This is a genomic window from Chishuiella sp. (genome assembly GCF_032109125.1).
Classification (GTDB): domain Bacteria; phylum Bacteroidota; class Bacteroidia; order Flavobacteriales; family Weeksellaceae; genus Empedobacter.
On sequence record NZ_DAMCLZ010000009.1, the window covers coordinates 1 to 13721 of the forward strand.

At 29.4% G+C, this 13721-nt stretch carries 10 protein-coding genes; 6 read left to right on the forward strand and 4 right to left on the reverse strand.

Going from position 1 to position 13721, the window contains the following annotated elements:
- Positions 1-160: 160 nt before the first annotated feature.
- The gene (gene dnaE / locus RT575_RS10210) at positions 161-4564 is read right to left on the reverse strand and encodes a DNA polymerase III subunit alpha (RefSeq protein ID WP_313580635.1); all 4404 of its coding nucleotides are present in this window, start codon (positions 4562-4564) and stop codon (positions 161-163) included.
- Positions 4565-5023: 459 nt separating this feature from the next.
- On the opposite strand from dnaE, the gene citC reads away from it, so the two are divergent.
- The 5 genes from citC to citG are packed head-to-tail and all read left to right on the forward strand — an operon-like array spanning position 5024 to position 10140.
- Entirely contained in the window at positions 5024-6055 is a 1032-nt protein-coding gene (gene citC / locus RT575_RS10215; protein WP_313580637.1) for a [citrate (pro-3S)-lyase] ligase, read from the forward strand.
- A gap of 10 nt (positions 6056-6065) precedes the next feature.
- The gene (gene citD, locus RT575_RS10220) at positions 6066-6353 is read left to right on the forward strand and encodes a citrate lyase acyl carrier protein (protein WP_313383994.1); all 288 of its coding nucleotides are present in this window, start codon (positions 6066-6068) and stop codon (positions 6351-6353) included.
- Positions 6335-7228, forward strand: a complete 894-nt coding sequence (citE, locus tag RT575_RS10225) for a citrate (pro-3S)-lyase subunit beta (RefSeq protein WP_313580639.1) — start codon at positions 6335-6337, stop codon at positions 7226-7228. The genes citD and citE overlap by 19 nt, the downstream gene beginning before the upstream one ends.
- Positions 7229-7240: 12 nt before the next feature.
- Positions 7241-8746, forward strand: a complete 1506-nt coding sequence (citF, locus tag RT575_RS10230; RefSeq protein WP_313580640.1) for a citrate lyase subunit alpha — start codon at positions 7241-7243, stop codon at positions 8744-8746.
- Positions 8746-10140: a triphosphoribosyl-dephospho-CoA synthase CitG gene (gene citG, locus RT575_RS10235; RefSeq protein ID WP_313580642.1), complete on the forward strand. Its 1395-nt coding sequence runs from the start codon at positions 8746-8748 to the stop codon at positions 10138-10140. Before citF ends, citG begins: the two co-directional genes overlap by 1 nt.
- Positions 10141-10210: 70 nt before the next feature.
- Here the strand turns inward: citG and RT575_RS10240 are convergent, their stop codons facing one another.
- The gene (locus tag RT575_RS10240) at positions 10211-11674 is read right to left on the reverse strand and encodes an anion permease (protein ID WP_313580644.1); all 1464 of its coding nucleotides are present in this window, start codon (positions 11672-11674) and stop codon (positions 10211-10213) included.
- A 169-nt stretch (positions 11675-11843) separates the two neighbouring features.
- On the opposite strand from RT575_RS10240, the gene RT575_RS10245 reads away from it, so the two are divergent.
- The gene (locus RT575_RS10245; RefSeq protein ID WP_313383497.1) at positions 11844-12530 is read left to right on the forward strand and encodes a DUF2490 domain-containing protein; all 687 of its coding nucleotides are present in this window, start codon (positions 11844-11846) and stop codon (positions 12528-12530) included.
- 15 nt (positions 12531-12545) lie between these two features.
- Here RT575_RS10245 and RT575_RS10250 read toward each other — a convergent pair whose 3' ends face one another.
- Together RT575_RS10250 and RT575_RS10255 are read right to left on the reverse strand one after the other, a co-directional pair.
- Positions 12546-13316, reverse strand: a complete 771-nt coding sequence (locus RT575_RS10250) for a DUF3108 domain-containing protein (protein WP_313580646.1) — start codon at positions 13314-13316, stop codon at positions 12546-12548.
- A 114-nt stretch (positions 13317-13430) separates the two neighbouring features.
- The gene (locus tag RT575_RS10255; RefSeq protein WP_313383493.1) at positions 13431-13712 is read right to left on the reverse strand and encodes a NifU family protein; all 282 of its coding nucleotides are present in this window, start codon (positions 13710-13712) and stop codon (positions 13431-13433) included.
- Between the last annotated feature and the right edge of the window lie 9 nt (positions 13713-13721).

A 13721-nucleotide genomic window follows, 5' to 3' on the forward strand; every position in this document is an offset into this window, starting at 1 on the left:
CTCTATAATATCTGATGCAAATGATGCGTCTGTTACTTCTAATGCCATAATCTTAATTTTTTATATCTAAATCTTAATTGTACAAATCTACACAAATTTTTAATTCATCAAAATCGAACACTATATAATCTCTCAATTATAGAATAGAATAAATGTATAATTAATTCAATTTGAATGATATTTCCTGCAATTCATCAAGCTCGTGTAATAAGTCTCGAGAAATATTTACTTTTAATTTATTGGCTGATAAATCAAGATTATTCAAATAATCTTTAGAATCTATAAGTTGAATTCGTAATGATTTATCACCTTGATGTTTGAACATAATATCTGATAATTTATTGAAAATTTCTTCGGAAAAATCACTTACTTCAATTTTTACAGTAATTTTTTCTGAATGTTTTTCTACAATTTCATTCAACAATTGAATATTTGTAATGTTCTTATATACTCTTCCTTGTGTAACATTTCCTTCCTTATCTTTGAATTCTTTTTTCGAAATATTCAGTTTTATATTCAAAAACATGTTCTCTTGCATATAATGTCTGTATTTCAAATAATCTGATCCGAAAACCATAATATCCATAGAATCTGTATAATCACTAAAAGTAAAAATACCAAATTCATTCCCATTCTTAGCTATCCTATGTTGAATATTAGACATCATTCCACAAATAGACACTTCTTTATTAATAAAATTATCTTCATTAACGTTAATATCAGAAATACTACAATTAGATGACATTTTCATTTCATGTTTAAAATCGTCTAAAGGATGAGATGAAATATAAATTCCTACAACCTCTTTCTCTTTAGAAAGTTTTTGTAACATATTCCATTTTTCACAATCTGGTAATACAGGAACCACATCTTCTATAGAATCATCTCCTCCTCCAAAATTTCCAAATAAAGAAGTTTGAGCAGAGTTTTTTTGTTCTTGAAAACTCGCTCCATATTTAATTAATTTTTCAAGATTAGTTGTTGTATTGTCAATGTAAAAATATCTTCCTCGATGAAATTCAAATGAATCGAAACCACCAGCTAATACAAGATTTTCAATTGTTTTTTTATTAACTGTTCTTAATTCTACTCGTTTCACAAAATCATAAATATCCTTGAATGGACCATTTTCAGTTCTTTCTTTGATAATAGAGTTTACAGCTGCTTGCCCTACTCCTTTTACAGCTCCCATTCCGAAACGAATTTCATAATTCTCGTTTACGTTAAACTTTGTAATCGATTCGTTAATATCTGGCCCAAGAACAGCTAATCCCATACGTTTACATTCTTCCATAAAAAATGTAACTTGCTTGATATCATTCATATTATTTGAAAGTACTGCAGCCATGTATTCAGCTGGATAATGTGCTTTAAAATAAGCTGTTTGATAAGCAATCCATGCATAACAAGTTGAGTGAGATTTATTGAAGGCATACGATGCGAAAGCTTCCCAATCTGTCCATATTTTTTCTAAAACTTTGGGATCATGACCTTTTTCTGCTGCTTGTTCTACAAACTTAGGTTTCATTTTATCCAAAACTGCTTTCTGCTTTTTCCCCATTGCTTTACGCAATACATCGGCATCACCTTTAGAAAAACCTGCTAATTTCTGAGAAAGTAGCATTACTTGCTCCTGATATACGGTAATACCATACGTTTCTGCTAAATATTCTTCCATTGCATCCAAATCGTACGAAATTGGTTCTTCTCCATTTTTACGACGTACGAAAGAAGGAATATATTCTATTGGCCCTGGACGATATAAAGCATTCATCGCAATTAAATCTGCAAATACAGTAGGACGAAGATCTTTCATGTATTTCTGCATTCCAGGCGATTCGTACTGGAAAACCCCTACTGTTTCTCCTCGTTGGAAAAGTTCATATGTTTTTACATCATCAATAGGAATTTCATCAGGATTAATTTCAATTCCTGTTCTAGCCTTTACAAGTTTTACGGTATCTTTTATTAAGGTTAATGTTTTTAACCCTAAAAAGTCCATTTTTAATAATCCTGCACTTTCAGCTACCGAGTTATCAAATTGTGTTACATATAAATCAGAATCTTTAGCTGTTGTTACAGGAACAAAATTTGTAATATCATCTGGCGTAATAATAACTCCACATGCGTGAATACCAGTATTACGAACAGAACCCTCTAATATTTTTGCTTGCTGAATAGTTTCTGCAGCTAAATCATTTCCATTCGAAAGACGTTTTAGTTCATTGACAGCTTCTAATTCTTCAGCTTTCAAAGCTCCTTTTAGCGCATTATCATCTAAATTAAATATTTTAGCCAATTTCATATTAGGGATTAATCCTGCAACTCTATTCGCATCGAACAAAGGTAAATCTAACACACGAGCAGTATCTTTTATTGAAGATTTGGCTGCCATTGTACCGTATGTTATAATCTGTGCTACCTGGTTTGCTCCATATTTATCAATTACATAATCCATAACCAATGATCGTCCTTCATCATCAAAATCAATATCAATATCGGGCATGGATACACGATCGGGATTCAAGAAACGCTCAAAAAGTAAATCGTACTGGATAGGATCAAGGTTTGTAATTCCTAAACAATAAGCAACTGCAGAACCTGCTGCAGAACCACGACCTGGCCCTACAGAAACTCCCATTTCTCTTGCTGCTGCAATAAAATCTTGTACAATTAAGAAATAACCTGGGTATCCCGTTTTTTCAATTGTTATTAATTCGAAATCTAAACGTTCTTTTATTTCGTCTGTAATTTCTGGATAACGTTTCTCCGCTCCCTTATAGGTTAAATGTCTTAAATAAGCATTTTCACCTCTTTTTCCTCCATCTAAATTATCTTCATCATGAAGAAATTCAGCTGGAATATCAAATTTTGGAAGTAATACATCTCTATAAAGTGTATACTCTTCAATTTTATCTATTATCTCTTGAATATTAATTACTGCTTCTGGAATATCTTGAAATAATTGTTTCATTTCAGCTTCCGACTTAAAATAATATTCTTGATTTGGTAAACCAAAACGAAAACCTCTACCTCTACCAATTGGTGTAGACTGTTTTTCTGCATCCCTTACGCATAATAAAATATCATGTGCATTAGAATCATTTTGATTGATATAATAGGTATTATTTGTAGCAACTATTTTTACATTATGTTTTCTCGCAAAAGCCAATAATGTTTGATTAACACGATCTTCATCTTCTTGACCATGTCGCATCATCTCAATATAAAAATCATCACCAAATTGCTCCTTCCACCATAAAAGAGCATCTTCAGCTTGTTTTTCACCTAAATTCAGAATTTTATTAGGAACTTCACCTTGTAAATTCCCAGATAGAACAATTAAATCATCTTTGTATTCTTCTATAACAGCTTTATCTATCCTTGGCACATAATAAAATCCTTCCGTATAAGCTTTAGAAGCCATCTTGGCAAGATTATGATAGCCGTTTTTATTCTTTGCAAAAATTACAATTTGATAACCATTATCCTTTTTTGTTTTGTCTAAATGATTTTCACAAACAAAGAATTCGGAACCAATAATAGGTTTTAAGATAACTTCCGTTGGTTCTGCTCCGTCAGCAATTAACTCTTCATTCTTTACTTTTGCAGCTTTATTATGATTTTGTACTTCTGCATTAAAATGAAAAGCTCCCATCATATTTCCATGATCAGTCATTGCTACAGCAGGCATTTTATTTTTTGAAGCCGCAGAAACTAAGTCTTTTACAGAAATAGTTGACTGTAAAATTGAAAACTGTGTATGATTATGAAGATGAGCAAATTTTGCTTGTTGAAATTGTTCAAGAATTTCTTCAGAAATCTCAATAACCTCATCTCCTCCTTCTTCCTTAGCTTTTTGTTTAGCAATCTCTTCAGAAGCTTTTTTTAGATTAATATGATTTAATCCTACTGGTTGAATATTTGTTTTATTCTCTTCATTGAATCGAACAAAATAATCATCATCAACTTCTAATTCTGATTTTGTAAAAACATGTTTGCGAATCAACTCAAAAAAACAACGAGTGGTCGCCTCCACATCGGCAGTTGCATTATGAGCTTCTCCAAAAGGAACTCCAAATAAATATTTATGTAATTCTGTTAATGTAGGTAACTTATATCTACCTCCACGACCTCCAGGAAGTTTTAATAATTCTGCAGTGACTTCTGTACAAGTGTCTAATACAGGTTTTTCAATTAAATCATTTTCATAATTTAATCGATAAAATTCAGCACCCATAATATTAATATCAAAACCAAGGTTTTGACCAACAATAAATTTTGCTTTTCCTAAAGCTGCATTGAATTTATCTAAAACATCTTTTAAAGGAATTCCTTTTTCTGTTGCTAAATCTGTAGAAATACCATGAATACGTTCCGAGTCATATGGAATATCAAAACCATCTGGACGAACCAAATAATCTTCATGTTCTATTAAACGTCCCATTTCATCATGCAATTGCCAAGCTATTTGTATACATCTTGGCCAATTATCTGAATCAGAAATTGGAGCGTTCCAATCCTTAGGAAGACCGGTTGTCTCTGTATCGTATATTAAGTACATTGATTTTTTATTATTTTGAGAATGTAAATTTACGAAATTCTTATCAGAAACTTTCCATTAGCATTTCAACATTAGGTTCTAATCCATTAAGAAAAAAATATATATAAAGATTGTTATTGTTTTATTTATATACTATATTGTTTAATGTAAAAAAACATTTAAATTAAATATTATTATAATTTGTAAATCATAACAATATATAATGATTTAAAATAAGAATTTTATTGTATTAATTACTCATTTTTTTCTTTTATATCCATCCATTGGTACTAAGTTTGATTGTAATTATATTATATTTAATAATAAATAATTATTGTTTTATTTTTTTTATAATAATAAATAATATGTTTAAAATATTTTATTATTATTTGTTTTTAATTATAAAAATAATAATTGGTATTTTCTATTTTATTATAAATTGTATCATTACAAATCAAACCAAAAACTATTACTAAAGTGATGAATAAAAATGGAAATTTCGAGATAGAAGAAGTTTATCTTAATGATAATAAAAAAATTAATAGTATAGAAAAATTTCTTTATAAAAATGATTTAAAATTAGGAGAAGAAATAATCAAATACTTAACTTTTTCTGTTGAAGGAGAAATAGTTGCTACGGGAGCTATTGCTGAAGGTGGCATCATAAAATGTGTTGCTATTGATCCTTACTACAGAGGTGAAGGCATTGTTTTAAAACTATTTACAGAATTAACACATCTTTGTTTTGATTTAGGGTTTAAAGATTTATTTGTATATACTAAACCTGAAAATGAAAGAATCTTTAAAGATTGTGGTTGTTTCAAAATAGAATCATCTTCTGATGTTATTTTAATGGAAAATAGTAAGGATTTACTAAGTAATTACTGTAATGATTTAAAAGATATCAGTAAAGAAATAAAAGGTAAAAAAATTGGCTCTGTTGTACTTAATGCTGATCCATTTACATTAGGACATCAATTTTTAATAGAAAGCGCTGCATCTCTTTGCGATTGGTTACATGTTTTTGTTGTAAAAGAAGATTCTGCTTTCTTTTCTTATGAAGACCGATTTAATTTAGTAAAAAAAGGTATTTCTCACCTCGATAATGTAACCTTATATGAAGGATCTCGATATATTATTTCTAAAGCTACTTTTCCTTCTTATTTCTTGAAAAGTGAAAAAATTTTAGATAATAACTATGCAGAATTAGATTTAAAAATCTTTAGACATTATATCGCTCCATCTTTAAACATCACAAATCGCTTTGTTGGAACAGAACCTAAATCTCCTATTACAAATAAATATAATCAAGAAATGAAATATTGGTTTGAAGAAGCAAAAATGGATTATCCAGAGATAAAAGTATCTATTATTGAAAGAAAAACAATTAATGGTGAACCTATTTCTGCCTCAAGAGTTAGGGAATTATTTAAAAATAACGAGTTTGACAAATTAAAATTATATGTTCCAAAAACAACTTATAATTTTCTTTTAGAAAACAAAAAAAATTAATCTATTGATTATGAAAATAGTAAAAGAAGCTGTTGCTGGAACATTAGAATCTAGTGACTTGATGATAAGAGTATCATCTTCGGAAAAACTGAATGTGATTATTAATAGTACGGTAGAAGCTCAATTTGGAGATGATATATTAAGGACAGTGCATGAAATACTTACAAAATTAAGCATAGATAAAGTAAAAATTTCAATAGATGACAAAGGAGCTCTAGATTGTGTTTTAAGAGCACGTTTACTAACAGCTTTAATGCGTTCAACAAATGATAATACGTTATGGGAAAAGATACAGTAAAATTACGAAGAAGTATGCTATTTGTTCCTGGAGCAAATGCAGCAATGATTAGTAATTCATTTATATACAAACCAGATTCTCTAATATTCGATTTAGAAGACTCTGTTTCTATTAAAGAAAAAGATGGAGCAAGAATGTTGGTTGTACAAGCATTAAAACATCCTTTTTACAAAAATATCGAAAAAATTGTTCGAGTGAATTCACTTACTTCAGATTTTGGCATAAACGATATTAAAGCTGTTGTTGCTGCTGGAGTAGATGTTATTAGGCTACCTAAAACTGATTCTGCTCAAGATGTATTAGATATGCAAAAAGAAATTGAAGCTGCTGAAAAAAAATATGGAATAGAAGTAGGAAAAACTAAAATGATGGCAGCTATAGAATCTGCAATCGGAATTTTAAACGCTAGGGAAATTGCTTTTTCTACAGATAGATTAATAGGCATAGCCTTAGGAGCTGAGGACTATGTTCGAGATATCAAAACAGAACGCTCTCCTGATGGCATAGAATTATTATTTGCTAGAAGCTCTATTTTACATGCTGCAAGAGCTGCTGGAATAATGGCTTTTGATACAGTATATTCTGATGCAAATAATGAAGAAGGCTTTTTAAAAGAAGCGACTTTAATTAAGCAATTAGGTTTTGATGGAAAATCTCTAGTTAATCCTAGACAAATAGAAATAATACATAATTTATATGCACCTACTCAAAAAGATGTAGACTTCGCTAAACAAGTTGTTGAAGCTGCTAAAGAAGCTGCTAAAATCGGTTTAGGAGTTGTCTCTCTAAATGGTAAAATGGTTGATGTACCTATTATAGAAAGAGCAAAATTAGTGTTAGAAAAAGCTGAATTATCTGGTATTAGAGAACAATAAACTTATCTAAAAATGAATCAAAAAGAAAGAGTATCTGCTTATTTAGAACAACAGAAAGATAGTTCAGCAGAAGCATATAAAAAAGTATTTAAATTAGACTTATTAGAGACTATACCTCATGACAGAAAAATCTGCCGAACAATAAGTGAAGTTATTGATAAAAGCGGTCTAAAAGATGGAATGACAATTTCTTTTCATCACGCTTTTAGAAATGGAGATTACGTTATCAACATGGTTATGAAAGAAATTGTAAATAAAGGATTCAAAAATTTAATTCTTGCTGCAAGTTCTTTAAACAGTTGTAATTATCCATTAATTCAATATATTAAAGATGGTGTAATTAGAAAAATATACACTTCAGGATTAAGAGGTGATTTAGCAATGGAAATTTCTTCCGGAATTATGAAAGAACCTGTTAATATACACACACACGGAGGAAGAGTTCATTTAATTAAAGAAGGTGAACTAAATATTGATATTGCTTTTCTAGGTGTTCCCTATTGTGATGAATTTGGAAATGCAACTGGTGTTGGTTTCTGCGGATCTTTAGGTTATGCAAAAACCGATGCTCAATATGCAAAAAAAGTAGTTTTAATAACAGAAAACATCGAAGAATATCCTTTCTCTCCTAAAAGTATCGCTCAAGATGAAGTAGATTATATTGTAAAAGTTGATAAAATAGGTGATCCTGCAAAAATTGGAGCTGATGCTACTAGGATGACCAAAAACCCTAGAGAGCTTTTAATCGCTAAAAAGGCATCTGAAGTAATTATAAAATCAGGATTTTTCAAAGATGGATTTTCATTACAAACAGGTTCTGGTGGTGCAGCCTTAGCTGTAACTCAGTTTTTAGAAAATAAAATGAGATCTGAAAATATTAAAGCTTCATTTGCTCTTGGAGGTATTACATCTAGTATGGTAAAACTACATGAAGAAGGTTTAATTCTGAAGTTATTAGATGTTCAAAGTTTTGATAAAGATGCTGCTCGATCAATCAAAGTAAATCCAAATCATATTGAAATCAGTGCTAATCAATATGCAAATTATAGTTCTAAAGGAGCTTCTGTAGAGCGATTAGATGTTGTTGTTTTGAGTGCTTTAGAAATCGATACTAATTTCAATGTAAATGTATTAACAGGATCAGACGGAGTAATACGTGGTGCTTCTGGTGGACATAGTGATGCCGCTTCTACTGCTAGAATGGCAATTATTGTTGCTCCATTAGTTCGAGGAAGAATTCCAACAGTTGTGGAAAATGTATTAACTTGTGTAACTCCTGGAGAAAATATTGATGTATTGGTTACCGATCATGGAATTGCAGTTAATCCTCAACGACCAAATTTAAAAAGAAGATTGGAAGAAGCAGGAATTCCTACTATTACCATTGAAGAATTAAAAAATAAAGCAATTGAACTAACAGGAAAACCTAAACCAATTGAATTTACTGATAAACCAGTCGCTGTTGTTAGATACAGAAATGGATCTATTATAGATACTGTATATCAAATTAAAAGCTAATGAATATTAATTTCTTAGAATTATCCCAACCTAGTAGCTTGATTGGAAAAGAAGTTCAACTTTTAGAAGTTCTAGCATCAAGAGATAAAAGGCAATTTTTACAACAAGAATGTTTAGATAAACATTCTTGTTGTTTATTATCTATTAGCCTAATTAGCCCAGGAGGTGTTAAAAAAAATAAATTATTAGAATACATTTTTGATCGAGCACTACAAGTTATTGGGTTATTCATTGATAAAAACAACATTACAATCAATGAAAAAATTATTTTAAATGAAGATACTGGATTATATGCTCTTTTTGCATTAGAAATTAATCCACTTTCCTTAAAAAAACACATGATAGAGATTGAAGAATCTCTACCTATTGCTAGATTATGGGATTTAGATGTTTTAGATGAAAATGGAAAAATAATTTCTAGAACAGAAGTTGATAATAACTTACCAAGAAAATGCCTTATTTGTGATAATAATGCAAAAATTTGTGCAAGAGAGAGAAAACATTCTATAAATGAAATTTATAGAAAAATGCAATCTTTAGCCGCTGAGGATTGTTTTGCTTTAAACTATACCGAACTAGCAAATAAATCTTTATTAAAAGAATTAAACCTAACTCCAAAACCTGGTCTTGTAGATCAAAAAAATTCAGGCTCTCATAAAGATATGAATTACGATACATTCATAAAAAGTACTGAATCTTTAAAACCTTTTTTCTATGAATTCATCATTAATGGAATGAATTTAAAATACAAAACCCCTGAAGAAGTTTTTTTTAGTGCAAGAAAAATAGGAATTAATGCTGAAAAATCAATGTTTAATGCAACCAATGGAGTGAATACTCACAAAGGAAGCATCTTTTCTTTTGGATTAGTATTATCTGCAATAGGATATTTATATAAACAGAACATAAAAATTGATGAAAATAGGATAAGTCAATTTATCTCAGAAGCAACAATTTCTTTAATAAATGAATTCAATAATTCTGATATAAAAGAAGAAACTGCTGGTATACGTTTATTCAGAAAACATCAATTAAAAGGAGCTCGAGGTGAAGCTTCGAGTGGTTACCAAACCATTATGGAACATTCACTTCCTATATACATCAAATACTCTAATTTAGATGAAGATCATCGTTTAGCTATTACATTATTAAAATTAATTTCTATCAATGATGATACAAATATTGTAAATAGAGGAGGAACAAAGGAATTGAACTGGATAAAAAATCATGCTTTAAATATCTTATCTAAACCTACTATATATGAAAATAACAATTCTATTATTAAGGAATTAAATATTTTTGATGCATTATGCATCGATAAAAATATTAGTCCTGGAGGAAGTGCTGATTTATTAGCATTAACCTACTTTTTTTCTAAGTTGAATAACTATTAGTTAATTACAATAACATAAAAAGAGAGGTCGGAAATTATATAATTTCCGACCTCTCTTTTTATATATTTCATTATAACCAAATTCTTAAAATCGGCCAGCCAATACATAATAATGCTGTAATAAATATCACTCCAAAGATACCTCCTAATCGCCAGTAATCCTTGGATTCTATATATCCAGAACCATAAATTATTACTCCAGGCCCAGTCGCATAAGGAGTTTGACATCCCATAATACCTATTGATAATACCAATAAAATTGATAACTGATCCATAGGAACACCAGGAACACTATTTCCAATTGCTAACATTACAGGTAATAATGTTGCTGTATGAGCTGATAAACTAGCAAATAAATAATGTGCAAAATAGAATACTAATACTAATATTGCTACTGTGGCAGTTGGTGAAAACCCATTTAAATGCGTACTCATTGTTGTAGAGAACCAATCAATAAATCCTGAGCGAGTTAATCCATTTGCCATTGTAACTAAAGTTGCAAGATTTACAAAAGTATTCCAGGCACTGCTATATTTTGTAATCTCTTTCCAGCCTACTATTTTGAACAATATCATCAAAGAAACTGCTAATAAACCTACTGAAGTCGGATTAATTATTTCTTCTCCAAACATCCACAGAACTAAACTCAGAAGTACAAGAAAAATTAAAATAACTTCATGACGTCTTAAAGGACCTACTGTTTTTAACTCTTCTCCAGCCCATTTAGACACTTCCTCACTATGAGTAATTTCTGGTTTATAAAGTACATATGATAACCAAGGAGCTAATACTAATAATATTAATCCAACAGGTAAGAATGCTAAAAACCATGTTAACCACCCTATATTAACTCCTGCAATTTTACTAACAAGCTCAATTCCTAAAACATTAGGAGCAGACCCTGTTACAAACATAGATGAACTTAAACTGGTACTTATTACCATCATCCACATTAAATAACCACCAATCTTTCTTGCTGAAGGATCATTCGCATAAGAATCAAATAATGGTGGTAAATTTTTAACAACAGGAAATACAGTCCCTCCTGTTCTAGCTGTATTTGATGGCGTAAATGGTGCTAAAAGAACATCTACAATTAAAATTGCATAACCTAAAGTAAGCGTTCTTTTTCCCATAAACTTTACTAATATAAGTGCTATCCTACGACCAAGACCACTTACATCATAACCAAGAGCAAAAATAAATGCTCCAAATACTAACCATACTGTTGAACTAGAAAATCCTGCTAATCCCCATTTTAGAGATTCTTTTGCTGGATTAAAATCAGGATTTACTAATTCATCCGATGAAAAAAGAAAATAATTTCCTCCTATTACACAAATTGTGACTGCTATAAAACTAATAGCTGTTGCTGGTATTGGTTCTATAATCATCCCTACAACCATTCCCAAAAAAACTGCAAAAAAATGCCATGCCTGAGGAGGCATTCCTGAAGGTACTGGTATTAGAAAAAGTACAACCATTACAATTATTGGCGCAAACGATTTCAATAAATTTAGCTTGTTGGTAGCCATAAGATTTTCATATTTTTATTAATAAAAAGTTACGTTTATACTTATAAATATATGGTTTTAATAATTTATAAATACTAAAACTAACTATTTTTTATTTATTTTATATCAATATAAATTATTTAGAAAACTGAAAACTAATTCATTAATTAGCTTAATTTGTTTAAAAAATATGAAATCAATTTACTCTCTTTTATTATTTGTTTTCAGTGTTTCAAATGCCCAAACAAAACCTGTAAATTATAATATGTGGTATCAATATTTAATGAATGCCAAACTTGATGATAAGATGACTTTAACAGCCTTATCACAATATAGATCGTTTGATATGTTATTAGATGCTAGATTATTTGTTGCAGCTGCCTACGTAGATTATTCTATTGACAAAAAAATAAGTGTTGGCGGTGGTGGAATGTTTCTTTTATTAGAATCTTATGATAAGAATAATAATAAAAAGGAACGTTCAGAAAAAAGAATTTTTCAGCAAGCAACGATAACAGATAATATAGGAAGAACATTAATATCTCATCGATTTAGAATTGAAGAAAGATTCCTTAACAATCCTAACGAATTTATTGTTAGGTTGCGTTACCTAACATCATTTAGAATCCCATTAAATAAAGCAACTGAAAAACAGATATTATACGGAATAATAAAAAATGAAATTAGAATTTCTGCAATAAAAGATAAACCCTTTGATTCTGACCGAATAACTATAGGAACAGGATTTAATTTATCTAAAAAATCTGCTTTAGAAATTAATTTAATAAGTCAATTAGCCGAACGAAAAACTAGTAATTACTTAAATGTAGTATTTAGAAATAAATTTGATTGGCGTAAAAAAATAAGCTCATTGTAAAATGAGTTTATTTTTTTATTTAGTAAAGGTTATAGGATATTTAAGATTTTTATATTCATTTAAATCAGCATTTAAAGAACCAACCATTAAACCTGCTTTTATCTTCAGTGGCACTAAATTTTCATCATCAGAAATCCACATTGTTACAGATTCAGATTCTTTAAATATTCTTCCAGACTGTACATAAGGCCTTATTTTTATAGCTTTGATTTTTCCAAACTTCGTTTTTAAAGTTTCTCTTCCTAAAACTTTCAATCTAAAGTTAAGCGTTTCATCACCTAAAAAAATATTTTCACTTAAAAAATCCCCCACTTTTAATTTTTTATAATCAGCATTTCTAAGATTGTAAAAAGCAGACAATAAATCTTGGGCATCAAAAGGAATAGATTCTGTTACTACTTTACCATCTTTTTTACTTTCTACTTTAACTTTTTTATTAGCGTGATCAAAATAATAAATTTGATTTCGTTTATACCCACCTTCTTGTACATTACGTACAAATTTTGTTGGTTTTAAAGTTGATGAATTAATATAAGATTCATAAAAATCTTCTACCTTAAAAAACACACGTACAGCACCACTAGAATAACCTTTTCCTTCTATGTGGAAATGTTTTTCTCCATTTAAAGTAGCATCTTTTACATCTATGGTAGCAAAACCAGCATTTAAGCCTGTGTAATGAACTCTAAACTTTAAAGATTCTCCAACTTTATAATTAACTTGTGCATTTAGTACAGTTAAAAATGAAAGTACAATAAATATAAAAAAAAGAATATTTTTTTTCATGCCATAAACTTATTTATATTTTCAATTTCAAATTGTTTGCCAAAAAACAATAAACGTCTTTATAAATTAATATAAAGACGTTTTATTTTTATATGAATCAGTAATTTAAAAGAACTATTCTCCATCAATTGATGAATCATTCTCTGTTACTATTTCATTTTCTGAAACATTTATAACTGAAGTAATTTCTGGCACATATTTTTTTATTGTCATCTCAACACCTGACTTTAATGTCATTTGGTTAACTGAACAAGCAATACATGCTCCTGTAAGGCGAACTTTTACAATATCATCTTCAACAGATATTAATTCTATATCTCCCCCATCTGAGTTTAAGAATGGTCTTATTTCTGTTAAAGCCTTTTCAACTTCTGAATATTTTTCTTCTGGAGTCATTGGTTTTCT